We start from the raw sequence: 24,352 nt of genomic DNA on the forward strand, positions 1-24,352 counted from the left end.
GGAGACGCAGTGGATTTCAACCTGGACGAAACCCAGCAGGATCTGAAGAAACTGGCGGCCGACGTCCTGGACCGGGACGGGGACGAGGAACGGCTCTGGCAGGCCGGGCTGATGGGCGTGTGCGTGCCGGAGGAGGCGGGCGGCGCCGGGCTCGGGCCGGTGGAGATGGCCGTGGTGCTGCGGGAGGTGGGGGCGCGGGCGGCCGCGGTCCCGGCGTTGCCGACGCTGGCGGGCACGCTCGTCCTGGCCCGCCACGGCAGCCCTGACCAGCAGCGGCGTTGCGCGGGCCGGGTCACGCTCGCGCTGCGCGAGCCGGGTCACGCCCTGGCGCACCCGCCCGCGACCACCGCCCGTCCGGCGGGCGACCTGTCCCTCACGCCCATGGCCCCGGCCGGAGCCACGCCTCCCGTCCCAGCCGGAGCCACGCCTCCGGCACCGGCAGGCTCCGCGCCCTCGGCAGGCTCCGCACCCCCGGCAGGCTCCGCGCCCTCGGCCTCGCCCGCCCCCGTGGGCGGGTGGGTGCTGGACGGGCGCAAGGTGTCGGTGCCGTACCCCGGGGCGGCGGTGCTGGTGACCGCCGACGAGGGGCTGTTCCTCCTGGATTCCCCGACCGCGACCGCCGAGTTCACCTCCACGGGTGAGCCGGCGGGCACGATCGTGCTCGACGGCACCCGGGCCGAGCACGTCGCGGGGCCCGAGGCAGTGGCCGACGCCCGGCACGTGTTCACGGCCGCCGTCGCCGCCCAGGCCGCCGGCGTGCTGGCCGGGGCCCTGGAGCTGACCACCGCCTACATCAGGCAACGCAAGCAGTTCGGGCGCGCGCTGGCCGAGTTCCAGGCGGTCACGATGCAGATCGCCGACGTCTACATCGCCGGCCGGGCGCTCGACGTGGCCATGTGGTCGGCGGCCTGGCGGCTCGGCGAGGACCTGCCGGTCGAGGAGGACCTGGCGCTGGCCGCGTACCACGTGGGCGGGGCGGTCCAGGCCCTCCACACCTGCCAGCACCTGCACGGCGGCCTCGGGCTCGACGTGACCTACCCGCTGCACCGCTACTTCGCCCAGGCCAAGCACCTGTCCCACCTGCTCGGCGGCGCCGGCGCCCAGCTCGACCTGATCGGAGCGTTCGTCTGATGCTCATCGACCTGACCTCCGAGCAGCGCAGGCTCCGCGACGAACTGCGCGAGTACTTCCTGGGCTGCCTGACCGCCGAGGACCGCGCGAAGATCGCCGGGGACCCGTTCGGCGAGGCGTACATGGAGCACTGCCGCCGGCTCGGGCGCGACGGCAAGCTCGGCCTGGGCTGGCCCAAGGAGTACGGCGGAGCCGGCTACGGCCCACTGGAGCAGCAGATCTTCGCCAACGAGATCGCCCGCGCGGGAGTGCCGTACCCGATCATCACGGTGCAGACGGTCGGGCCCACGCTCATGCAGTACGGCACCGAGGAGCAGAAGAACCGCTTCCTGCCGAGCATCCTGGCCGGAGAGTGCCACTTCGCCATCGGCTACAGCGAACCGGAGGCGGGCACCGACCTGGCCTCACTGCATACCACGGCGGTGCTCGACGGCGACCACTACGTCGTCAACGGCCAGAAGATCTTCACCAGCGGCGCCCACTACGCCCAGTACATCTGGCTCGCCGCCCGCACCGACCCCACGGCCAAGAAGCACAAGGGCATCACCATGATGATCGTCCCCACGGACGACCCCGGCTTCTCGTGGACCCCGATCGTGACCATGGACGGCCGCCACCACACCAACGCCACCTACTACTCCGACGTCCGCGTCCCGGTGGACCTGGTGGTCGGCGAGGTGCACCGGGGCTGGGACCTGATCGTCAACCAGCTCAACCACGAGCGTGTCACCCTCGGCCCGGCCGGCAACCTCGGCCAGACCTACGACCGCTTCCGCGCCTGGGCCCGCCGTACGGGCCTGGACGCCGACCCCGACGTACGGCGGGCGCTGGCCCTGGTGTGGACCGCCTTCCGTACGAACGAGCTGCTCAACTGGCAGGTCGCGGCCAACATGGACCTCGGCTGGCTGGGCGCCCCCGACGCGTCGGCCACCAAGATCTACGGCTCGGAACGCATGCAGGAGGTCGGCAGGATCGTCGGCGACGTCCTGGCCAGGTACGGCGACCCGTCCGACCCGGAGACGGCCGAGCTGCTCGAACGCGTGGACCACGGGGTGAAGGGGGCCGTGGTGCTGACGTTCGGCGGTGGGGTGAACGAGGTGCAGCGCGAGCTGATCGCCATGCTGGGCCTGGGCCTCCCGAGGCCGCCGCGATGACCGGCCACGACGCCGCACCGAACGCCGTGCCCAAGCCCGTGCCCGGCGCTGTGCCCAACGCTGTGCCCAACGGTGTGCCCGACGAGGAGCTGCGTGAGCTGGCCGCCAAGCAGGTGGCGCTCGGCGAGGTGCGCGGCGCCCCTGCGGCCGACCCGGTGAACGTCCCCATGATCAGGCACTGGCTGTCCGCCATGGGCGACACGAACCCCGCCTACCTCGACCAGGGCCTGGCCCCGCCCGCGATGGCCCAGGTGTGGACCATGCGCGTGCCGGGAGGCAAGGACCGCTCGCCGGTGGACGAGCTGATGGCCGCGCTCGACCGGCACGGCTACACGGGCGTGGTGGCGACGAACTGCGAGCAGACCTACCACCGCTACGTACGGGTCGGGGAGCTTCTCACCCCTGCCACCCGGTTCACCGACCTGGCCGGCCCGAAGCGTACGGCGCTGGGCGTGGGCTACTTCGCCACCTGGACCATCACCTGGTACGCCGGCGACGGGGAGCCCGTCGCCGAGATGCTCTTCCGGGTGCTGAAGTTCCGGCCGCCGGAGCGGGCCGAGGCGCTGCCGCCGTACCCGCTGCGGCCGGCCGTCAACCAGGACACGGCCTTCTTCTGGGACGGCGTCAAGCAGGGCGAACTGCGGATCCAGGCGTGCGCCGACTGCGGCGAGCTGCGGCATCCGCCCGGCCCGCTGTGCCCGCGCTGCCGTTCGGCCGACCGTGGGCACACGGTCGCGAGCGGTCTGGGCACGCTCTTCAGCTACGTCGTGCACCACCATCCGCCGGTGCCGGGGCGCGAGGTCCCGTTCGTGGTGGGGGTGGTGGAGCTGCCGGAGGGCGTACGGATGGTGGGCAACGTCGTCGGGTGTCCCGTGGGGGAAGTGGAGATCGGCATGCGGTTGCGGGTGACGTATCGGGCCATGGACGCGCAGCTCGTCCTCCCCATGTGGGAGCCGGCGTGATCGGGGCCGCGCTGCCGGAGCTGGCGGTCGACCTCACTCCCACGGTGGTCGTCTCCACGGCCCTGGCCACCATGGACTTCACGCCCGTGCACCACGACACGGCGCTCGCCCGCGCCCAGGGCTCGAAGGACATCTTCCTCAACATCCTGACCACCATGGGCCTGGTCGAGCGCTACGTCACCGACTGGGCGGGGCCGCGGGCCGTCATCAAGAGCATCAACGTCAAGCTGGGCGTGCCCGCGTACGCCGGAGACCGCCTCACCTTCAGCGGCACGGTCGTGTCCCACGACCCAGGCGCGCGGGGCGACCGGCTCACGGTCGAGGTACGCGGCCGGGTGAGCCTGGGCGACCACGCCACCGCAACCGTCACCTTCGTCCAGGGGGAGGATCAGTGCGTGCGGCCATAGCGGGCATCGGCGCCACGGAGTTCAGCAAGGAATCGGGACGCTCGGAGCTGCGCCTGGCCGCCGAGGCCGTGCTGGCGGCGCTCGACGACGCGGGCCTGTCGCCCGCCGACGTGGACGGCCTGGTCACCTACACCCAGGACACCAACCAGGAGATCGCCGTCGCCAGGGAGACCGGGATCGGCGAGCTGACCTTCTTCTCCCGCGTCGAGTACGGCGGCGGCGCGGCCTGCGGCACCGTCGTCCACGCGGCCATGGCCGTGGCCACCGGCGCAGCCCGCACGGTGGTCTGCTACCGGGCCTTCAACGAACGCTCCGGCCGCCGCTTCGGCCGCCCCAACGCGGACCTGACGGCCCAGCCCACCTCGCAGGGCCTGGAGATGAGCTGGCACGTGCCGTACGGGCTGATGACGCCGGCGGCCTGGGTGGCCATGTTCGCCCGCCGCTACATGCACGTGTACGGCGCCACCTCCGAGGACTTCGGCCGTGTGGCGGTGGCCATGCGCAGGCACGCGGCGACCAACCCGGCCGCCTGGTTCCACGGGCGGCCCATCACGCTGGAGGAGCACCAGGCGTCCCGGTGGATCGTGGAGCCGCTGCACCTGCTCGACTGCTGCCAGGAGAGCGACGGGGCCGTGGCCCTGGTCGTGACCTCTGCAGAGCGCGCCCGTGACCTGCGCAGATCCCCGGCGCTGATCACGGGCGCGGCCCAGGGCGCGGGCGCGGACCAGATGATGATGACCAGCTACTACCGCGATGACCTGACCGGGCTGCCGGAGATGTCGGTGGTCGCCCGCCGCCTCTGGGAGACGTCGGGGCTGTCGCCCGCCGACATCCAGACGGCCATCCTGTACGACCACTTCACCCCGTTCGTCCTGGCCCAGCTTGAGGAGCTGGGGTTCTGCGGGCGCGGCGAGGCGCCGGGCTTCCTGCGGGACGAGGGCATTGAACTGGACGGACGCCTCCCGGTCAACCCGCACGGGGGGCAGCTCGGGGAGGCGTACATCCATGGCATGAACGGCATCGCGGAGGCCGTACGTCAGGTCAGGGGCACGGCGGTGAACCAGGTGCCGAATGTCAGGAACGTCCTCGTGACGGCGGGCACCGGCGTGCCGACGAGCGGCCTCATCCTGTCGGCGGGCTGAGGCTCAGCCGGTCCAGGCGCCCGCCACCTGGTGGGTGGTGGCGTTCAGGCGGTTCCACAGGTTGATCAGGCCGATGCTCATGACCAGCGCGGCCAGCTCGGTCTCGCTGAAGTGACCGGCCGCCGCGCGCCACACCTCGTCGGACACGGCGTCAGGACGGTCGCTCAACCGTGTGGCGGCCTCGGTGAGGGCGAGCGCGGCGCGTTCGGGGTCGGTGAAGTAGGGGGCGTCGCGCCAGCCCGCCAACGACCAGATCCGCTCGTCGCTCTCGCCGCCGTTCTTCATGTCGCGCGCGTGCATGTCCAGGCAGACGCTGCACCCGTTGATCTGGCTCGCGCGCAGGGCGACCAGGTCGCGCACCCGCTTGTCCAGCCCGCTGTCCTCGATGCTCCCGCCCAGCGCGTGCAGGGCCCGCATCGCTCCCGGCAGTACGGCGGCCGGCTGTCCCATACGTGCTTCCATCGTCGCCTCCAAGGCAGTCCCGGGACCGACGGCGTCGCGTCGGCCCGATCTGATGTCACTCATCACGGGAATGACTCGGGCCGACGGAAAAACGTGACAGCTTTCCCGGAAAGCCGCGGCAACGGATCGGTGCGCGGGTCAGGACTGCGCGTCAGGGCTGTGCGTCAGGGCTGGCCGAAGATCGGCATGGAGAAGAACACGATCATCGCGATCGCCACGCACAGCAGGAACCCGACCAGCTCCCACACCCAGTCGTAGTGGCGGTCCTTGCGGCGGCGCACCTTCGGGGGGCGGCCGCTGTCCGGGCGGCGCCTGGGCTTGGGGCGGGCGCGCACCGGGCGTGGGGCCAGCGGCGACGAGTCAGGCTCGGCGCCGCTTCTGGATCCGGTCCTGGATCCGGTCCTGGTCTTCGGGCTCGGCACCGTGTCCGGGTTCGTGTCCGGGTTCGTGCCCGATGCCGGGCCTGGTTTCGTGCCCAGTCGGTACACCGGCTCGGCGCCGGGCTTGGAGCGGGGCTGGAACAGCGGGGCCGTCTGCTCGCGCACCGGCTCCTCCGCCCGCGTGCCCACCGCGTCCATTTGCGCGGTGTTCGCCTGTGCGGTGTCTGCCTGTGCGGTGTCTGCCTGTGCGGTGTCTGCCTGTGCGGTGTTCGTTTGTGTCGTGCTCGTTCTTGCCGGGCCCGTCGGTGCGGGTGGCAGGCGGCGGAACTCCTCCGGCGTGGGCTGGGGCTGGAGGGACGGCGGCCGGGGCCGCTCGGGGCGGCGCGGCTCGGCGGCCGGGCGGGTGGGACCCCCGTGGACGAGGACGTCGCCCGTCATGTACGGGTCGGGCGCGTCCTTCGGCAGGATCACGTCACCCGTCGCGAACGGCTCGGCCGCCGTCGCCTCGGGCGCCGCCAGGAAGAACGGCCGCTCCTCGGGCGGGGGACCCGGCCTGGCCGCCGGCGAGAGGCGCTCACCGAGGCCGAGCGGGTCGCGTACGTCGAGGGGCTTGCGGAAGGCCCGCGTCGACCCGAGCGGGTCGCGTAACCGCACCCCAGGACCCAGCATGTCTCCCGGCGGCGAGAGCGGGTCGCGCAGCTTGGGCATCGGGGCCGTGGTCGCCTCATGCTCGGACACCCGCGACGGCGACGGGGGCGTCAGCAGCTCGGCGGGGAAGATCATCGTGCTGCTCGCCGGATCGGCCTCGGCCAGCGGCTGCGGCCAGACCGGCGGGCTGGGCCAGCGCGGCTTGACGAACAGCGGCGCGGGCGCCGCCGTACGGGAGCCCGCGAACTGGATGCGCAGCGCCCCCGGCGGCTGCGGCCAGGGCAGGCGGCCGAGCACGTCGCGCAGCGGCGCCACCCCCAGCGCGCCGTAGATGTCGGCCACCGGCTTGGGCACGCGGAGCCCGGTCGAGGCCAGCGCCGCCCCCAGCGACTGCCTGAACCGGTGTCCCGCCCCCACCGCCAGCTCCTGCGCGGTGTCGGGGGCCACGTCGAGCACCCACGCCAGCTCGGCCTTGCTCAGCCCGCACACCGCGCACAACACCAGCACTTCACGCTGGTGGGGACGCAGCTCGCGGAGGGAACGCTCGACGAGCGACGTGGCCGGGTCGATGAGCGGGTCGACGGCGGGGGGCGAGTAGAGGATGTCCCGCCGGTGGACCTCGCGGCGGGCCAGGGCGTAGAGAGCGGCACGGGGCGGCGCGGCGGCCGGTACGCCGGTGAGTACGGACACCAGGACGTCGGACGCCGAGCCGAGGTCGCCGAGCTGGTCAGCGCAGTACGCGAACAGCCCGGTGGCATGGAGGTCGTAGAGCTCTGCGATCAGTTCGGCGCGCTGGCGCTGATCGGTGAGCGGCAGGGACACGGGGCCGGATCCTCTTGCTGGGTGCGGACGCTGAGGTGAGGGAGGGCGTCAGGAGTTGTGAGCTGAAGCGTCAGGAATCGTGAGGGCAATCATGCCAACTCCTCCTGGTCTGGCGCACTACCAGATGCGGATTTCATCCGAAACTCCTACATTGCCTAATGCGTCAAGTGAAGCGTTTAAGGGAATCCCGGGACGACATGGGCCTTCGTGTCGCCGTAGTCTGTGGGTCCACCAGATCATGCGGCGGTCGTGGCAGGGGGTCGCGGCGCTGCCTCCGAAGCCCTAAGCGAGAGTTCGCGCGTGATCACATTCGACTCTGTCACCAAACGCTATCCAGACGGAACGGTGGCCGTGGACCACCTCAGTCTTGAGGCGCCCACCGGTGAGATCACCGTGTTCGTCGGCCCGTCCGGATGCGGGAAGACGACGTCCCTGCGGATGATCAACCGCATGATCGACGTCTCCGAGGGGAGGATCCTCCTCGACGGAGAGCCGGTGCAGGACATCGACCCCCCGACGTTGAGGCGCGGCATCGGCTACGTCATCCAGCAGGCCGGGCTCTTCCCCCACCGGAAGATCGTCGACAACATCGCCACCGTGCCCTACCTGCTCGGCTGGGACAAGAAGAAGGCCCGCGCCAGGGCCATGGAGCTGCTGGAGCGCGTCGGTCTCGACCCGGCGCTCGCCCAGCGCTACCCCTTCCAGCTCTCCGGCGGCCAGCAGCAGCGCGTCGGCGTGGCCAGGGCGTTGGCCGCCGACCCGCCCGTGCTGCTCATGGACGAGCCGTTCAGCGCCGTCGACCCCATCGTGCGCACGAGCCTCCAGGACGAGTTGCTCAGGCTCCAGAGCGAGCTGAACAAGACCATCGTCTTCGTCACCCACGACATCGACGAGGCCATCAAGCTCGGCGACCGGGTGGCCGTGCTGCGGGTCGGCGGCAAGCTGGCCCAGCTCGCCGACCCCAAGACGCTGCTGGCCGAGCCGGCCGACGACTTCGTGCGCGAATTCCTGGGGCACGACCGGGGGATCAGGCGGCTGCAGTTCATCTCGACCGAGGGGCTGCGGCTGCGTACCGATCTGACCGTCGCCGATGACGTCGGCCCTGACGCCGGCGCCGGGACGTCCGAGCCGTGGCTGCTGGTCGTGACCGGAGACGGCAGGCCGGTCGGCTGGCGGTCGGGGCGGCGCTCGGGCGAGCTGGAGCCGTACGGGGCCTACGTGCACGGCCGCGACAGCATGCGCGCCGCCCTGGACGCGGCGCTGCTGTCGCCGTCCGGCTGCGCGGTGGCCGTGGACGGCGACGGCAAGGTCGTCGGCGTGGCCACCAAGGACGCACTCGACCAGGCGCTGGCGGAGGCCGCAGATGGGTGACGGCCCTCCTTCCATCTGGGAGTGGATCGGGCGCAACTGGGACACCGGCCGGGCCGACAGCATCAGGAACCTGCTGACCGACCACCTCACGATGTCGCTCGTGCCGATCCTGCTGGCGCTGGTCCTGGCCCTGCCGCTGGGGCTGGCCTCCGTCCGCTGGCGCTGGCTCTACCAGCCCACCACCGGCCTGATGAACATCGTGTACGCCCTGCCGTCGCTGCCGGTCTTCATGCTGCTGATCTCGGTGACCGGGCTGTCGCAGACCACGGTCATCATCCCGCTGACCTTCTACGGCATGGCCGTGCTGATCCCGGCCGTGGTCGACGGGCTGAACTCGGTGCCCGACCACGTACGCCAGTCGGCCGTGGCGATGGGCTTCACCCCGCTGCGCCGGCTGCTCCAGGTCGAGCTGCCGATCGCGGCGCCGGTCGTGCTGGCCGGGCTGCGGGTGGTCGCGGTCTCCAGCATCAGCCTGGTCAGCGTGGGCGCGCTGATCGGGCAGGGCGGGCTCGGGGGGCTGTTCACGCGGGCGTACCAGAACCCGTTCATGCCGCCGGTGATCGTCGGGATCGTGCTCGTGGTGGTGCTCGCGCTGGTCGCCGACGGCCTGCTGGTGTTGGCGCAGCGGCTGCTCACCCCCTGGGTGCGCGCACGGAAGGGGACGGCGTCATGAGCTGGCTGACCGCGTTCTTCGGCTGGCTCGTCGAGTTCTTCGGCACCGGCGACAACTGGTCGGGCACCGACGGCATCCCCGCCCGCCTGCTGGAGCACCTGGAGTTCTCGGCGCTGGCGCTGCTGCTGGCCGTGCTGATCGCGGTGCCGCTGGGCCTGCTGATCGGGCACACCGGGCGGGGCGGCGTGCTCGTCGTCATCTCCGCGAACCTGGCCAGGGCGCTGCCCACGCTGGGGCTGCTGGTGATGTTCGTGCTGTTGCTGGGCACGGCCTCGATCTGGCCGGTGATCATCCCGCTGGTGCTGTTGTCCGTGCCGCCGATCCTGGTCAACACGTTCGAGGGCGTCAGAGGGGTCGATCCCGAGCTGCGTGACGCGGCGTACGGGATGGGGCTGCGCGGCGGGCAGGTGCTCGGGCGGGTGCTGGTGCCGGTCGCGCTGCCGCTGATCCTGCTGGGTTGCCGCCTGTCGGCCATCCAGGTCGTGGCCACGACCACGGTCGCCGCCTACACCGGTCTCGGCGGTCTCGGCCGTTACGTCATCGACGGTTTCGCGACGAAGGATTACGCGAGCGTCGTTGGGGGTTCTGTACTCATTGTGCTGTTTGCACTGGTTGTGCAGGTCCTGTTTGCGCTTGCCCAGAGAGCGGTGGTCTCTCCCGGGGTGAGCCAACGGCTGAAGATTCGGTAGTCTCCTGTATTACCTCCCGGTTAGAAGGGAAAACAAGATGAGACGCAAGTACGGCATCGCGGGGATGCTCCTCTCGGCGATGCTCGCGCTGTCCGCCTGTGGTGGTGGCGGCGGCACCGGGGGCAACCCACTCGACAACGCGAACCTGGCCCCCTCCGGCTCGGCCTCGGCCTCCGGCGGCAAAGCCGTGATCGGCTCCTTCGACTTCGACGAGAGCGTGCTGCTGGCCTCGATCTACGCCCAGGCGCTGGAGGCCAAGGGCGTCCAGGTGGAGGAGAAGCCGCGCATCGGCAGCCGCGAGGTCGTCTACGACCAGGTCAAGAGCGGCGGCTTGACGATCGTGCCCGAATACAACGGCAACCTGCTCGCCTTCATCGACAACAAGGCCACCGCCGCGACCACCGACGAGGTCGACGCGGCGCTGAAGGAGAAGCTGCCGCCCGAGCTGGAGGTGCTCGACTCCTCGCCGGCCGAGGACAAGGACACCCTCTCGATCTCCAAGGACACCCAGACCAAGCAGTCGCTGAACTCCATCGAGGACCTCGCCAAGGTGGCCAAGGACATGGTCGTCGGCGGTCCCCCCGAGTTCAAGGACCGGTGGGAGGCGCAGTTCAACGAGGTCTACGGCCTGGTGTTCAAGGAGTGGAAGCCCACCGGGCCCACCACGTCCGACGCCATCAAGGACGGGACGATCCAGGTCGGCAACGTCTTCTCCACGGACCCGAAGATGACGTCGAACAACCTCGTCCCGCTCGAGGACCCCAAGAACATCTTCCCCGCCCAGAACGTGACCCCGCTCCTGCACAAGGCATCCGCCGACGACACCATCAGGACGACCCTGAACGGCATCTCGGCGAAGCTGACCACGCAGTCCCTGCTGGAGATGATGCAGAAGATCTCCGTCAACAAGGACGAGCCCGCCACCGTGGCCAAGGAATGGCTGACCACCAACGGCCTGGCCTGACCGGCGCCGCGCGGACGAGGGCCTCCTTCCCCCGGGAGGCCCTCGTCGGCCGTCGTCTCCGTCCCAGGGTCCTAGGGTTGGCCTCGGAGGTGGTGGCGCGGTGAGTGAGCTGTTCACGGAGGCGATGGCCCAGTTGGCGGCCGGGGTGGCCGTCATCACCGCTCGCGACGGCCGCGACGACCTCGGCACGACGGTGTCGGCCCTGATGTCCGTCTCCCTGGAGCCTCCGCTGGTGCTCGTGAGCCTGGCCAGTAGCGGCTACCTCAACGAGGTGCTGCTCAGGCAGGACCGCTGGGCCGCCTCCCTGCTGTCGTCGGGGCAGGCGGCGATCGCCAGCCGCTTCGCCACCGCCGGCCGCCCGAGCGCCCGCCTGCTGGTCGCCGGCATCCCCCACCACCGGGGGCCGCGTACGGACGCCCTGGTGGTCGAGGGCGGCGTGGCGGCGATCGAGGCCGAGACCGTCCAGGTGGTGCCGGCCGGAGACCACACGCTCTTCGTCGCCGCCGTCCTGGCCGTCGACTATGTGGACCCCGCGCATCAGCCCCTCGTGCGCCTGCGCGGACGCTACCGCTCGACGGTGATCTCCTGACCCGCCGCACTCATGGCGGGCTCAGCGGATGGTGTACCAGGCGGGCAGGATGAGCGGGCCGGCCGCGGGCAGGCCCAGCTCGGCCGACAGCCGGGCCAGCGGCCCCCACGCGTCCAGCCGGATCCTGGCCAGCGCGGCCGACTTGTCCTCGCTGGACTCCGGCCCGCGCAGCCGTTCGAGCGGGTTGAGCCGGGGATAGACGCGTACGGGCGCGTCGTCGGCCAGCCCGGCCCGCTTCCTGGCCAGGGCCAGGGCGTCCTCCAGCCCGCCCAGCTCGTCGACCAGCCCGTGGGCGTGCGCGTCGGCGCCGGTCCAGACGCGGCCGCGGGCGAGTTCGTGGGCGCGTTCGCGGCTGAGGCCGCGACTCTTGGCGACCTTGCTCACGAAGTCGTCGTAGATGCGGTCGAGCCAGGAGTTCACCCGCTCCCACTGCTCAGGGGAGAAGGCGCGAGAGGTGGAGAACATGCCGGCGTTGGCGCCCTCCGCCACCATTTCCGAGGTGATGCCGAGCTTCTCCAGCAGCTCGGCGAAGACGGGCTTGCCGCCGTAGACGCCGATCGAGCCGGTCAGCGTGCCCGGCTGGGCCATGATCACGTCGGCGGCCATCGCGACGAAGTAGCCGCCGGAGGCCGCCACGTCGCCCATGGACACGATCACCGGCTTGACCTTGCGGGTCAGCGTCACCTCGCGCCAGACGGTGTCGCTGGCCACGTAGGAGCCGCCGGGGCTGTCGACCCGGAACACCACGGCCTTGACGTGCTCGTCTCTCCGGGCGGCGCGGAGCGCGGCGCTGATCGTGTCGGAGCCCATCGCGCCGCCTCCGCCGAGCGGGCTGCGGCCGCTGCGACCACTCTTGATCATGCCGTGGCCGTGGACGAGCGCGACCCCGTGGGCCATCGGCTGCGGCAGTTTGCGGACGGCGGCGCCCCTGGCGTAGCGGGAGACGTACAGCAGGTGGGCGTCGTCGCCCGCCGCCCGCATGACCACGTCGTACACCTCGTCGCGGTAGGCCAACTCGTCGACCAGCCCCGCCTCCCGCGCCTCGGCGGCGGTGAACGGGCCGCGGTCGATCAGCTCGCGCACCTTGCCGGGATCCAGCCTGCGGCCGTCGGCGATGCCGGCGACGAGGGTCTCGGTGACCGACTCGACGATGCGCCCCGTGGACTCGCGGTGCGGGCCGGTCATGTGGTCCTGGGTGAAGGTGTTCACGGCGGTCTTGTACTCGTGGCGCTGACCCGCCTCGTAGCCGACGCCCAGCTTGGTCAGCGCGCCCTTCACGAAGCGCTGCTCCAGCGCCACCCCGGTCAGCCCGACGTCGCCGCTGGGCTGCAGGTAGAGCTTCTCGAAGGCGCTGGCCAGGTAGTAGGGGACGGTGCCGCCGCCGAACTCGCCGAACGTCTCGGCGAACGCGATGGTGAGCTTGCCCGAGGCCCGGAAGCGGATCACGGCCTGGCGCAGCTCCTGCACCATGGCCAGCCCCAGCGGGTGACCGCCGATCTTCACGACGAGCGCCTTGACCCTGGGGTCCTGCCTGGCCCGCTTGAGCCCGGACAGGACGTCGGCCAGGCGCGTCTTGCGCATGGACAGCACCGCGGCGAGCGGATCCGCGGGCGGGCCCTCGGTGAGGCCCTCCGTGAGATCGAGCTCCAGCACCAGCGGGCCCGTGCGCCGCTGGCGAAGCCTGCCGACGGTTTCGTAGATCGCCTTGCCTGCGTCCATACGTGTCACCCTAAGCGACACATTTTCCAAATGCGTTCGCGGAATTCGGCCGGGCTCACAGCGTGACGACGACCTTCCCCGCCGCGTGGCCCTCCTCCTGGTAGCGGACCGCCGCCCGCAGCTCCTCGAACTTGTAGCCGCGGCCGATCACGGGCCGGACCATGCCGTCCTCGATGAGGTCGGTCAGCTCGATCAGGTTCCGCCGGTTCTCCGTGCACCGGATCACGTCGGCGAGCACCGCCTTCTGGGAGACGAACGCCGACGCCGCCACCATCGCGAACATCAGCCCCGCCGGTTGCAGCCACCGCCCGGCCGCCCCGCCGATCAGCACGCAGACCCCTTTGCGGGTCAGCACCTTGCGGCACTGCGCGAACGAACGGTTGCCCGCGAGGTAGAAGAGCACGTCGTACCGCTCCCCGCCGCGGGTGAAGTCCTCCTTCGTGTAGTCGATGATCTCGTCCGCGCCCAGCGACCGCACCAGGTCGGCGTTCCTGCCGCTGCACACCCCGGTGACGTGCGCCCCGTACGCCTTGGCGAGCTGCACCACGAACGTCCCCACCCCGCCCGAGGCCCCGTTGACCAGCACCCGCTGCCCGGGCTCGACCCGCCCCGCGTCGCGTACGCCGATCAGCGCCGTCCCGGCCGCCAGCGGCACCGCCGCCGCCTCCTCGAACGACAGCGACTCCGGCTTCGGCGCCAGCTCGCTCTCCGGGACGCACACGTACTCGGCGAAGCCGCCGCCCTTGGGCATCGCGAACACCTCGTCGCCCGGCGCGAAGTCCGCCACCTCGGACCCGACCGCCTCCACCACCCCGGCCACGTCCGCGCCCAGGATGGGGGTCTTCGGCTTGCGCAGCCCGAGGCCCCCGGGCATGAGCCGGGAGACGTAGGGCTCGCCGCGCATGAGGTGCCAGTCCCAGGGCTGGACGGAGGTGGCGCGCACCCGCACCAGGGCCTCGCGGGGGCCGGGAACCGGCTTGGGGACGTCGGTGAGCTGGAGCGCGTCGGGCGGGCCGTAGTGCCGTAGGACGAACGCCTTCATCGTGATCTCCTCGTGTGCCTGGGTTCGTTGCGTTGACAGGCACGAGTGTGTGGCGACCCGGGCAAGGGCTCAACGGCCGAAAGTACGACCTTTCGACGGCCGATCGGCTCATCCGGATCGGACCGTCAGGGCGATGAGCCGCGACGCCCGTCGCAGTCACCATCGGGGCATGCGCAACGACGACGCCAAGACCACTACCGCTCCTCCAACTGGGAGGCGGCGGGACCGCGCCGGATGGCTCGTGCCCACGGGGCTGATCGCGCTCGCGTTCGTCCCCGTGCTGGCCGGCGCCGTCCGCCTCACCGAGCTGGCAGGGCTGGACGGTGCGGCGGCGGCCGATGCCCGGTTCGCCGCCGCTCCCGTCCCGATAGCGGTCCACATCGTGACCGCCACCGTCTACAGCCTCGTCGGGGCGTTCCAGTTCTCGCCCCGGCTCCGGCGGCGCAGACTGGGTTGGCACCGCGCGGCCGGTCGGGTCGTGGCCGGGTGCGGGCTCGCGGCGGCGCTGTCGGGGGTGTGGATGACGCTCTTCTCCGACATCCCGCCCGGGGACGAGGGTCTGGCGGCGGTGTTCCGGCTGGTGTTCGGGTCGGCCATGTTCGCCTTCGTCGTGCTCGGCCTCGCCGCCGTCCGCCGCCGCGACATACGCCGCCACCGCGCCTGGATGATCCGCGCGTACGCGATCGGGCTCGGCGCCGGCACGCAGGCGCTGACCCAGGGCGTGTGGTTCGCCGCCTACGGCCCGCCCGACGCGTTCACCCGGGCGCTGCTCATGGGCGCGGGCTGGGCGATCAACGTGGCGGTGGCCGAGTGGGTGATCCGCCGGGGACGCCGCCGCCGGTCAGCGCGGCACCCGTTTCGTCTCGTAGGCCCACATGGCGATCTCGACCCGGTTGCGGACGCCGAGCTTGGTCATCAGGCTCGCGACGTGGCTCTTGACCGTGCTCAGTGAGATGTACAGCTCGTCGGCGATCTCGTTGTTGGTACGCCCCCGCGCCACGGTGAGCAGGATCTCCTCCTCGCGCTCGGTGAGCGGCTCGATCGGCTGCACGCGGGGCGCTGCCGGGCCGGTGCCCGCGAACGTCGCCAGCAGCCGGGCCGTGACGCTGGGGGCGATGAGCGCGTCGCCGTTCGCGGCGGCGCGGACGGCCTGGGAGAGCAGGTCGGGGCCGGCGTCCTTGAGCAGGAAGCCGCGGGCGCCGGCCCTGAGGGCGGAGTAGACGTACTCGTCCAGGTCGAACGTGGTGATGACGACGACGGCCATGGGGTCGGCCACCTCGGGCCCGGCCAGGCGGGCGGTGGCCTCGATGCCGTCGCAGTGGGGCATGCGGATGTCGAACAGGCACACGTCGGGCCGCAGCCGCCGGGCCAGCTCGACGGCCCGCAGCCCGTCACCGGCCTCGGCGACGACCTCGATGCCGGGCTGCGCGTCGAGGATCATCCGCAGCCCGGTGCGCGCGATCTCCTGGTCGTCGGCGACGATCACCCTGATGGGCACGGGGCCGCTGTCGTTCGCGATCACGTGGCTGCTCCCGTCCGAGGCAGTACGGCGGTCACGGTCCAGCCGCGACCGGGGTTGGGGCCGGCCTCGCAGGTGCCGCCGAGCAGCCCGGCACGTTCGATCATGCCGAGCAGCCCGTAACCGGAGGCCGCGACCGGACGGCCCGCGGTGCTGTCGCCGTCGTCGGTCACCCGCAGGCGCACGGACGCGTCGTCGGCCGCCACGCTGACCTCGATCCGCGTGGCGTGCCTGGCGTGCCGGCGGGCGTTGGTGACCGACTCCTGGGCGATGCGGTAGAGCGCCGTCCCCACGGACGGCGCGAGATCGTCGACCTCGCCCTCGATCTCGACCTCCACCGAGGGTCCCACCCGCGGTCGGCCGGCGAGTCTCCTGAGGTCGTCGAGGCGGGGGTGCGGGGCCAGCTCGGGCGCCGACGACTCGTCCCTGCGCAGCACGCGCACCATCGTCCGCATCTCGGCGAGGGTGCGGGACGCCTCGGCCTCGATCACCCGCAGTGCGTCGACGGCGGCGTCGGCGGCGGCGCCGGGGTTCGCCGCCGCGGTGGCGATGCCCGCCTGCGCCCTGATCGCCATCGCCGACACGTGGTGGGCCACGGTGTCGTGCAGGTCGCGGGCCAGTTGCTCGCGTTCGAGCAGCTTGACCTGGTCGAGCTCCCGCATCCGCGCCCTGGCCCGGTAGCGGAAGGCGCCGCCAAGGGCGACGGCCGCGAACACGACGGCGAACGCCCCGACGATGTCGGCCCCCCCGAGGTGCCCGGACACTGCGGCGGTCGGCACCGAACCGCAGATCAGCGCCAGCCCGGCGACGACCTCCCGCCCGGAGGCCCAGCGCGTCAGGGAGTAGAACAGGATCAGCCGGTAGGTCGTCGAGGCCAGCTCGGACGGGTCGGCTCCGGCCAGGAGCTGGATCGCGCCGCTCGCGACGATGGGGATCGCGAGGGCGAGCAGCGGGCTCCTCCGGCGCCACAGCAGCGCGGGGAGCATGACCAGGGCGAAGCCCACCGACACCGGCCGCCACTGGAGGTCGGTCCGCAGGGTCCCTTCCAGCGTGATGGCGAGGACGAACAGCCCCACCAGCGCCCAGTCCCGCCAGGCCCGCCGCGGGGGCTGCGGAGGGCGGGGCTCGGTCCACAACGAGCGGAGAAGGCCCTGCACGCCATCATCGTACGAGAGCGGCCACCGCTCCGACCGCCTCGAAGCCACACAATCCGCCCCGCAAGGGAGGGCCGAAGCACCGCGGCCCACCCGGAGGTCCCTCCGGGTGGGCCGATCGAGCTGGTGGAGCCGTTCTGGGGGCTAGCGGGCGCGCAGGGCCGACCAGACGTCGATGCGGGGCGTGGTGACCTCGGCGCCCGCGCTCGTGTACGTGATCGGCTTGCCCGTCCGCCGCAGCGCCGCCAGGAGCTGGTCCACGGTGGCGTGCTTGCGCTTCTGGCGCAGCAGCGCGAACGCGCCCGTGACGTGCGGGGCGGCCATGGAGGTGCCGTTCAGCGTCGCGTACGTGTTGCCCGCGATCGCCCCCGTGATCGCCACGCCCGGCGCGTAGACGTCCAGCAGCGGCCCCCGGTTCGAGAACGCCGCCACCGCGTCCTGCTTGTCCGTGGCGCCCACCGCGACCGTGTTCGAGACGCACGCGGGCCAGGAGAGCGCCGCGTCGAAGCCGTTGTTGCCCGAGGCCACCACCGTCGCGGTGCCCTTGGCCAGGAGCTTGTCCACCTCGGCCTTGAAGTCGGCCCCGTCGCCCTCGTCGCAGGCCGTGTCGTAGCGGCCCCCGCCCAGGCTCAGGTTCACCGAGGCGATGTCGTACTGGTCGGCCAGCAGGTCGGCGTAGGCCATGCCGGTCAGGATCGAGGAGTCGTAGGCCAGGATGCAGACCGGGCGGCCGGCGCAGTACGGCGAGTTGTCGAAGCGGCTGAACACCTGCACCGGCACGATCTTGGCCTTGGGCGCGACCCCGTTGGCCGCGAACTCCGCCGTCCGCTGCCCGGCCGCGATGCCCGCCACGTGCGTGCCGTGGTAGCACAGGCCGTACTGCGGCTGCGGGGCGCCCGTCATGCAGGCCGCCGTCTCCGCGTTCGCCGCGCCGTCGCCGATCTGGAACTGGCTGCCGTTCGGGCAGAGCGGGCTCGAACCGTCGGCCGGGTCGGCGGCCGAGAAGCACGCCTGCGCCACGATGCGGTCGCCGAAGGCCGGGTGGTCGTTGTCGATGCCGGAGTCCAGGATCGCCACGGCCGTGCCCTTGCCGGTGAAGCCGGCGCGGTGGGCCCTGTCGCCGCCGATCAGCGGGACGCTCTCCACGAGCGTGGACTCGTTGAGCTTGTCCTTGCGGATGGAGACCACGTCCGCCTGCGCGGCGATCTGCTCCAGCTCGGCGCGGGTGCCTCGGTAGACGAAGAAGTCCAGCTCGCCGGCGACCTCGGCGGGGGGCTCCGCGCGCACGTTGCTCTTGTCCCGCGCGATCGCCTCCGCGCTGGACAGCACGGACTTCACCTGGGCGGGCAGGCGTACGCGCACGATGGCCCGGTGCTCGCCGCTCACCGTGATCGCGGGGTCGATCTTGGACTCGGGATCGGCGAGGGCGGGTGTGGCCACCAGCGCTGCCGAGGCGGCGGCTAACGCGATGGCGCCGGCCAGCAGAGACGAGAGTCTCAACTGTTCCTCCGGGGGTTCGGGGGGCGTTTGTCGCTAGGAGTGTAGTAATCGGACAAGTGATGTCAGAGAGGGGGGTGGGTTCCGTTATCGGTTCTTGTTCTGGTTCGGCATGGTTTCTGGGGAAAGCGAAGGAGGGCCGGATCTCCCGGCCCTCCTTCCACTGCTCCGAGGTCAGGCGCGCGGGTCGGCCGCCGGGCGGGCCCCCGTCGTGGCGCGTTCGACGTCGATCCTGGGCGTGATCATGGGCGTCCCCGAGGAGTCGAACTGGACCGGCGTGCCGGTGTCGCGCAGCCGTTGCAGGTTCTGCGCGACCGTGGACGCCGGGAACGCCTGCCGCATCAGCGCGAACGCCCCCGCGACGTGCGGCGCCGACATCGACGTGCCGCTCTTCTCCCCGTACGCGTCGTCCGGCACCGCGGACCTGATGCCCACCCCCGGCGAGAACAGGTCGAGCAGCGGGCCCCGGTTGCTGAAGGGGGCCACCCCGTCGGAGTCGTTCGTGGCGCCGACCGTGACGGCCGTGGAGACGCACGCCGGTGACACGACCCCGCCGGGGAGGCCGTTGTTGCCGGCCGCGACCACCGGGGCCACCCCCAGGCCCACCAGCGTGTCGAACTCCGGCTTGAGCGCCGCCGCGGCCGGGTCGGTGTCGCACGCCTGCGCGAACGGCCGCCCGCCGCCCAGGCTCATGTTCACCGACGCCACGTTGTGCGTCTTGGCCACCTGCGCCACGTACGCCAGCGCCAGCTTCTGGTCGGAGGTGTAGCTGAGGAAGCACGGCGTCTGGTTGCCGCCGTACGAGCAGGTCAGCGGGTTGTCCACGCGGCTGAACACCTGGATCGGCAACAGGCGCGCGTCGGGGGCCACGCCGTTGGCCGGTGCCCCGGCGGCCAGCTTGCCCGCCGCGATGCCCGCCACGTGGGTGCCGTGGGAGCAGGCGTTCTGGCCGTTGACGAGGCACTGCGCGGTCTCCGCGTCGGCCGAGCCGAGGCCCGTCTGGCTGGGCTGGTTGTTCGGGCAGAGCGAGACGGTGCCGTCGTCGGCGTCGGAGGAGGAGAAGCACGCCTCGTCCACGATCCGGCCGGCGAAGAACGGGTGGTCGCGGTCGATGCCGGTGTCGAGCACGGCGATCGTGGTGCCGGTGCCGTTCCAGCCCGCCTGGTTCGCCCGGTCGGAGCGGATCAGGGCGGTGCTGACGTCGAGAAAGGACATGCTCAGCTCGTCCTTGTAGACGGACTGGACGCGGACGTCGCTCCTGAGCTTGGCCAGCGTCGGCTTGTCCACCTCGGCGACGAAGAAGTGGGGCGACTGCGCCGCCTCCAGAACGCGGCTGCCCTCGGAGGCCAGTTCGATGTCCCCGGCCACCGCCCGGACGCTCTGGCCCGGTTTGAGCTGGATGATCGAGCGGACCCGGTTCTTGGCCTGGAGTTCGGCGACGAGCGCCGGGCTGATGATCGGGTCGCTGCTGTCGATGGTGTCGGCGCTGAGCGCCGGTGCCATGGAGAGCACGGATGATGTCACGGCCAGCGTGGTGACGCCGGCCAGAAGAGACCGTAGCCTCACTTGTTTCCCTCCCGGAGGCTGGAGCCGTGAAGCGCTCCGGCTCCCGGCTGCGTACAGCCGCTTACCTCCCCGCCTGTGACAACTGTGATGTCAGTGACGTATGTAACCCAGAGAAACGTTGGAGGCTTTTTTGGATTAGAGCGAGGAAAGGGAGAAGACCGGTCGTATATGACCGGCCTTCTCCTCTATCAGCTATTTGACGGTTTTGAGGACGTTGGTGGCCGCCTTCTTCAGTGCCGACGCGGACGGCTTGCTGCTCAGCCGCACCTTCTCGGCGGCCGTCAGCGTCTTGGTGCCGCTGGTGCCGTGCGCCCAGTTCAGCCAGGCCGTCAGCAGCGCGCTGTCCAGCTTGGGCTTGCCGGCCTTGGTGTCCTTCAGCACCCGGTACGCCTTGCCCAGCGACGACGCCTTCGTCAGCTCGGGGAACACCTTGCTCGACTTGCTGATCAGCTTCAGGTAGCAGGTGAGCGTGGCGTCCTGGATCGTCCCGCTGTTGCGGTGGATCTCCACGGCCCACTGCTTGGTCGTCAGCTTCTTGGCCGTCGTGCCCCGCTTGCACACCGTCGCCGCGACCGCCGGTGACTGCGTCACCGTCACGGTCACCGTGACCGTCGGCAGCGGGACCGGGCTGGTGTCCGTCGTGGGCGGGTCGACCGGCTCGGGGATCGGGCCGCTGCCGTCCGTCGGGTCGGGCACCGTGGGGTCGGGGAAGCCGGGCCAGTCGGGCGGGTCCTGCGTGATGGGCGGCTGCGGGGCCGAGCCGTTCAGGGCCGCCGCCACGTCCAGGCGCGGCGTGGTGACCTGCGTGCCGCCGAGGTCGTACACGTACGGGCGGCCGGCCGCCTTCAGCGCGTTGATCAGGTCCTGCATCGAGGTCTGCGGCTTGGCCGACTTCATCAGCGCCAGCGCGCCCGCCACGTGCGGCGTCGCCATCGAGGTGCCGCTGTAGACGGCCTCGGTGTTGTCCGGGACCGCCGACGTGATGTCCACGCCCGGCGCGAACAGGTCCAGCGACGACCCGATGTTCGAGAAGTCCGCGATGCGGTCGGAGTTGTCGTTCGCCCCGACGGCCACCGCGGAGGAGACGCAGGCCGGGTGCGAGGTGCCCACGAACGACTCGTTCCCCGCCGCCGCGACGGTCGCGATGCCCTTGGTCAGCAGGGCGTCGATCTTCTCCTTGAAGAGTCTGCCCTCCTCGTAGCCGTCGCAGTCGGACTCGTAGAGGTCGCTGCCCAGGCTCATGTTCACCGCCGCGACCGGCTGGTTCAGGTTCAGCACGTAGTTCAGGGCCTGCAGCAGCGACGACTCGTACGCCAGCAGGCACGCCTGCGCGCCGCAGACGTCCTCGTCGTCGATCCGGCTGAACACCTGCACCGCCACGACGCCCGCGCCCGGCGCCACGCCTCCGGTCCCGGCCGCGATGCCCGCGACGTGGGAGCCGTGGTCGCACAGGTTCGTGCCACCGAGCCAGCACCGCTCCCAGGTGGCGTCCGCGGCGTTGCCGTCGGTCTGCTCCGTCTGGCCGTTCGGGCAGAGCGACCTGACTCCGGCGTCCTCCGTGGCGGAGAAGCACGCCTGGGCCAGGATGCGGCCCTGGAACCAGGGGTGGTCGGGGTCGATGCCGGTGTCCAGCACGGCCACGGCCTGGCCGGCGCCGGTGAAGTTCCCGGCGTGCGCCTGGTCGGCGCCGATCAGCGTGAGGTTCGGGGCGACCTCCGTCGGCGTGTACGTGCGGTCGCGGCGGATCGAGGAGACCCGGGGGTCTTCAGCCAGTTTGGCCAGCTCGTCCGCGGTGCCCTCGACGACGATGAACGACTGACTCTGCGGTTGCAGCACCACGTCCACGCTCTCGGACGCCGCCTCGTGGGCCACCGGGGCGCTCTGCGCGGGATCGGCCAGCTCGACGATGGCCCGCTCGGTGCCGCCGTCGACGCCCAACCCGTCCTCGACCTTGTCCTCGGGGTCCTTGGGCTGCTCAGCGGTCGGGGTCTCCGCGGGGTCCTGGTCGGTGGCCGGGCTCTCCTCCGCAGGGGTGTTCTCCGTCGCCGGTTGTGCCGGTGGAGTCTGCGAAACGCCCGGGGTGGGCACCGGCATGGGGTTGTCCGCGTAGGCCGAACCCGATAACGGCAGCAGGGCCAGCGCGATCGTGGTCACGATCATAGGGCGGAATCGCACAAGTCCTCCGAGGGGAGATGATCTCGGAGTTTAGGGTGATTTGCCCGGCTGGCACAGGCCCTCCAGCCGCTTTCTCACCGAACTTTCAGCAGGTGCACCTCAATCGTTCAGCCGGCTGCCGTCGTACGTGAGCCGGGATGCGTGAGCCAGACCGCGCCGAGCGGCGGGACCCGCAGCGTCCCCGAGTACGGCAGCCCGTGCCACGGCTCGTCCCCGGCCTCGACCGCCCCCATGTTGCCCACGCCGCTGCCCCAGTAGTCGTAGGCGTCGGTGTTGACCACCTCCGACCACTGCCCGGCGTACGGGAGCCCGAGCCGGTAGTTCTCGTGCGGCCCGCCGCTGAAGTTCACCACGCACGCCACCGCCGACCCGTCGTTCGCATAACGGACGAACGAGAACGTGTTCCCGGAGGCGTCGTCGGCGTCGATCCACCGGAAGCCCTCGGGCCGGGAATCCTGCTCCCACAGGGCGGGGGTCTCGCGGTAGATCCGGTTCAGGTCGCGGACCAGCCGCTGCACGCCCTGGTGGCCGTCGAACTCCAGCACCCACCAGTCGAGCCCCCGGCTCTCCGACCACTCCGAGCCCTGGCCGAACTCGCCGCCCATGAACAGCAACTGCTTGCCCGGATGCGCCCACATGAACGCCAGCAACGCCCGGAGCTGCGCGAACCGCTGCCACTCGTCGCCCGGCATCTTGCCCAGCAGCGAGCCCTTGCCGTGCACGACCTCGTCGTGGGACATCGGCAGCACGTAGTTCTCGGAGTAGGCGTACAGCAGCGAGAACGTCATCCGGTGGTGGTGGTACTGGCGGAAGATCGGCTCGTGCCGCAGGTACTCCAGCGTGTCGTGCATCCAGCCCATGTTCCACTTGAACCCGAAGCCGAGCCCTCCGAGGTGCACCGGGCGCGAGACCCCCGGCCACGCCGTCGACTCCTCCGCCACGGTCGAGATGCCGGGCGCCTCCCGGTAGCAGAGCGAGTTCATCTCCTTGAGGAACTCGACCGCGTCGAGGTTCTCCCTGCCCCCGTACACGTTGGGCGTCCACTCGCCTTCGCGCCGCGAGTAGTCGAGGTAGAGCATCGAGGCCACCGCGTCCACCCGCAGCCCGTCGATGTGGAACTCCCTCAGCCAGTAGAGCGCGTTGGCGACCAGGAAGTTGCGCACCTCCTTGCGGCCGAAGTCGAAGACGTACGTGCCCCAGTCGGGGTGCTCGCCCCTGGCCGGGTCGGCGTGCTCGTAGAGCGGCGTGCCGTCGAAGCGGGCCAGCGCCCAGTCGTCCATCGGGAAGTGGGCCGGCACCCAGTCGAGCAGCACGCCGATGCCGCTCTGGTGCATGCGGTCCACGAAGTGGCGGAACTCGTCGGGCGTGCCGAACCTGGCCGTCGGCGCGTAGTAGGAGGTCACCTGGTAACCCCACGAGCCGCCGAACGGGTGCTCGGCGATCGGCAGCAGCTCCACGTGGGTGAAGCCCAGGTCGGCGACGTACTCGGAGAGCTGGTCGGCCAGCTCCACGTACGACAGGCCAGGCCGCCACGAGCCCAGGTGCACCTCGTAGATGCTCATCGGCCCGGTCAGCGGCTGCCGCTCGCGCTGCTCGACCGTCCAGGCGTCGTCCTGCCAGGAGTAGTCGGACTTGTCGATCACCGAGGCCGTCAGCGGCGGCACCTCGGTACGCCTGGCCATCGGGTCGGCCTTGTCCCGCCACCTCCCGTCGGCGCCCAGCACCTGGTACTTGTACCGCTGGCCCGCACCCAGCCCCGGCACGAACAGCTCCCACACCCCCGACCGGCCCAGCGACCGCATGGGGTAGGCGGTGCCGTCCCAGTGGTTGAAGTCGCCGACGACCCTGACGCCGCGCGCGTTGGGAGCCCAGACGGAGAACGCGGTGCCGTGCACGTCCTCGTGCACCATCACCCGGGCGCCGAGCGCCTCCCACAGCCGCTCGTGCCGCCCCTCGCCGATGAGGTGCAGGTCCACCTCGCCCAGCGTGGGCCAGTGCCGGTACGGGTCGCGCGTCTCGTACGGCTGCGCCCCGGCGTACTCGATGCTCAGCGTGTAAGAGGGCACCTTGTCCAGCCCAGGGACGGTCACCTCGAAGACCCCGTGGGCCTGGTGCTTCATGTCGTGGGCAGAGCCGTCATCGAGCACGACGCGCACCCGTTCGGCCAGCGGGCGCAGCGTGCGGAAGACCACCCCGCCCGCAACGGGGTGTGCTCCGAGCACGGAGTGCGGATCATGGTGCGCGCCGCCCGCCAGGCGGTCGAGCTCTGTCCTCATCGGCATGCTC

Annotated in this window: 21 protein-coding genes; 11 read left to right on the top strand and 10 right to left on the bottom strand. The window is 71.4% G+C overall.

Annotated elements, in window-relative coordinates; genetic code table 11:
* Positions 1–9: 9 nt before the first annotated feature.
* The 5 genes from ABD844_RS24225 to ABD844_RS24245 are packed head-to-tail and all read left to right on the top strand — an operon-like array spanning position 10 to position 4,796.
* Positions 10–1,131 carry an acyl-CoA dehydrogenase family protein gene (locus ABD844_RS24225; RefSeq protein WP_344882133.1) on the top strand — a complete coding sequence of 374 codons (1,122 nt, stop codon included), beginning with the start codon at positions 10–12 and terminating at the stop codon, positions 1,129–1,131.
* Positions 1,131–2,285, top strand: a complete 1,155-nt coding sequence (locus ABD844_RS24230) for an acyl-CoA dehydrogenase family protein (protein ID WP_344882136.1) — start codon at positions 1,131–1,133, stop codon at positions 2,283–2,285. Before ABD844_RS24225 ends, ABD844_RS24230 begins: the two co-directional genes overlap by 1 nt.
* Positions 2,282–3,247 carry a bifunctional MaoC family dehydratase N-terminal/OB-fold nucleic acid binding domain-containing protein gene (locus ABD844_RS24235; protein ID WP_344882139.1) on the top strand — a complete coding sequence of 322 codons (966 nt, stop codon included), beginning with the start codon at positions 2,282–2,284 and terminating at the stop codon, positions 3,245–3,247. Before ABD844_RS24230 ends, ABD844_RS24235 begins: the two co-directional genes overlap by 4 nt.
* Positions 3,244–3,654, top strand: a complete 411-nt coding sequence (locus tag ABD844_RS24240) for a MaoC/PaaZ C-terminal domain-containing protein (protein WP_344882142.1) — start codon at positions 3,244–3,246, stop codon at positions 3,652–3,654. Before ABD844_RS24235 ends, ABD844_RS24240 begins: the two co-directional genes overlap by 4 nt.
* A complete protein-coding gene (locus ABD844_RS24245) occupies positions 3,639–4,796 on the top strand; it encodes a lipid-transfer protein (protein WP_344882147.1) in 1,158 nt (385 codons plus the stop codon). The genes ABD844_RS24240 and ABD844_RS24245 overlap by 16 nt, the downstream gene beginning before the upstream one ends.
* A gap of 3 nt (positions 4,797–4,799) precedes the next feature.
* On the opposite strand, the gene ABD844_RS24250 is transcribed toward ABD844_RS24245, so the two are convergent.
* Both ABD844_RS24250 and ABD844_RS24255 read right to left on the bottom strand, forming a co-directional pair.
* Positions 4,800–5,258, bottom strand: coding sequence for a carboxymuconolactone decarboxylase family protein (locus ABD844_RS24250; protein ID WP_344882150.1), 459 nt, complete (start codon positions 5,256–5,258; stop codon positions 4,800–4,802).
* Positions 5,259–5,422: 164 nt separating this feature from the next.
* Positions 5,423–7,108 carry an RNA polymerase sigma factor gene (locus ABD844_RS24255; protein ID WP_344882153.1) on the bottom strand — a complete coding sequence of 562 codons (1,686 nt, stop codon included), beginning with the start codon at positions 7,106–7,108 and terminating at the stop codon, positions 5,423–5,425.
* Between the two features lie 300 nt (positions 7,109–7,408).
* Between ABD844_RS24255 and ABD844_RS24260 the strand changes: the two genes are divergently transcribed.
* From ABD844_RS24260 to ABD844_RS24280, 5 genes are all read left to right on the top strand, one after another.
* Positions 7,409–8,479, top strand: coding sequence for an ABC transporter ATP-binding protein (locus ABD844_RS24260; protein ID WP_344882156.1), 1,071 nt, complete (start codon positions 7,409–7,411; stop codon positions 8,477–8,479).
* Entirely contained in the window at positions 8,472–9,152 is a 681-nt protein-coding gene (locus ABD844_RS24265; RefSeq protein ID WP_344882159.1) for an ABC transporter permease, read from the top strand. Before ABD844_RS24260 ends, ABD844_RS24265 begins: the two co-directional genes overlap by 8 nt.
* A complete protein-coding gene (locus tag ABD844_RS24270) occupies positions 9,149–9,841 on the top strand; it encodes an ABC transporter permease (protein WP_344882162.1) in 693 nt (230 codons plus the stop codon). Before ABD844_RS24265 ends, ABD844_RS24270 begins: the two co-directional genes overlap by 4 nt.
* Before the next feature lie 37 nt (positions 9,842–9,878).
* Positions 9,879–10,805, top strand: coding sequence for an ABC transporter substrate-binding protein (locus ABD844_RS24275; protein WP_344882165.1), 927 nt, complete (start codon positions 9,879–9,881; stop codon positions 10,803–10,805).
* A 100-nt stretch (positions 10,806–10,905) separates the two neighbouring features.
* Positions 10,906–11,394: a flavin reductase family protein gene (locus tag ABD844_RS24280; RefSeq protein ID WP_344882168.1), complete on the top strand. Its 489-nt coding sequence runs from the start codon at positions 10,906–10,908 to the stop codon at positions 11,392–11,394.
* A gap of 21 nt (positions 11,395–11,415) precedes the next feature.
* On the opposite strand, the gene sppA is transcribed toward ABD844_RS24280, so the two are convergent.
* Together sppA and ABD844_RS24290 are read right to left on the bottom strand one after the other, a co-directional pair.
* Entirely contained in the window at positions 11,416–13,113 is a 1,698-nt protein-coding gene (gene sppA / locus ABD844_RS24285; RefSeq protein ID WP_344882171.1) for a signal peptide peptidase SppA, read from the bottom strand.
* A gap of 55 nt (positions 13,114–13,168) precedes the next feature.
* On the bottom strand, positions 13,169–14,155 hold the full coding sequence (locus ABD844_RS24290) for an NAD(P)-dependent alcohol dehydrogenase (RefSeq protein WP_344882174.1): 987 nt from the start codon (positions 14,153–14,155) through the stop codon (positions 13,169–13,171).
* Between the two features lie 169 nt (positions 14,156–14,324).
* Here ABD844_RS24290 and ABD844_RS24295 point away from each other — a divergent pair, with 169 nt between their 5' ends.
* The gene (locus tag ABD844_RS24295) at positions 14,325–15,107 is read left to right on the top strand and encodes a DUF2306 domain-containing protein (RefSeq protein ID WP_344882177.1); all 783 of its coding nucleotides are present in this window, start codon (positions 14,325–14,327) and stop codon (positions 15,105–15,107) included.
* On the opposite strand, the gene ABD844_RS24300 is transcribed toward ABD844_RS24295, so the two are convergent.
* The 6 genes from ABD844_RS24300 to glgB form a co-directional block, all read right to left on the bottom strand.
* The gene (locus ABD844_RS24300; protein ID WP_344882565.1) at positions 14,997–15,653 is read right to left on the bottom strand and encodes a response regulator; all 657 of its coding nucleotides are present in this window, start codon (positions 15,651–15,653) and stop codon (positions 14,997–14,999) included. The genes ABD844_RS24295 and ABD844_RS24300 overlap by 111 nt on opposite strands.
* Positions 15,654–15,673: 20 nt before the next feature.
* Positions 15,674–16,831, bottom strand: coding sequence for a sensor histidine kinase (locus tag ABD844_RS24305; RefSeq protein ID WP_344882180.1), 1,158 nt, complete (start codon positions 16,829–16,831; stop codon positions 15,674–15,676).
* A 141-nt stretch (positions 16,832–16,972) separates the two neighbouring features.
* Positions 16,973–18,328, bottom strand: a complete 1,356-nt coding sequence (locus tag ABD844_RS24310) for a S8 family peptidase (RefSeq protein WP_344882183.1) — start codon at positions 18,326–18,328, stop codon at positions 16,973–16,975.
* A gap of 171 nt (positions 18,329–18,499) precedes the next feature.
* Complete coding sequence (locus ABD844_RS24315) at positions 18,500–19,891, bottom strand: S8 family peptidase (protein ID WP_344882186.1); 1,392 nt, start codon at positions 19,889–19,891, stop codon at positions 18,500–18,502.
* A gap of 192 nt (positions 19,892–20,083) precedes the next feature.
* Positions 20,084–22,051 (bottom strand): S8 family peptidase, encoded by a 1,968-nt coding sequence (locus ABD844_RS24320; protein ID WP_344882189.1) that lies wholly within the window; start codon positions 22,049–22,051, stop codon positions 20,084–20,086.
* A gap of 122 nt (positions 22,052–22,173) precedes the next feature.
* Complete coding sequence (glgB, locus tag ABD844_RS24325; RefSeq protein WP_344882192.1) at positions 22,174–24,342, bottom strand: 1,4-alpha-glucan branching protein GlgB; 2,169 nt, start codon at positions 24,340–24,342, stop codon at positions 22,174–22,176.
* Positions 24,343–24,352: the final 10 nt, after the last annotated feature.

It is taken from the genome of Nonomuraea antimicrobica (assembly GCF_039536965.1).
Taxonomy (GTDB): Bacteria; Actinomycetota; Actinomycetes; order Streptosporangiales; family Streptosporangiaceae; genus Nonomuraea; species Nonomuraea antimicrobica.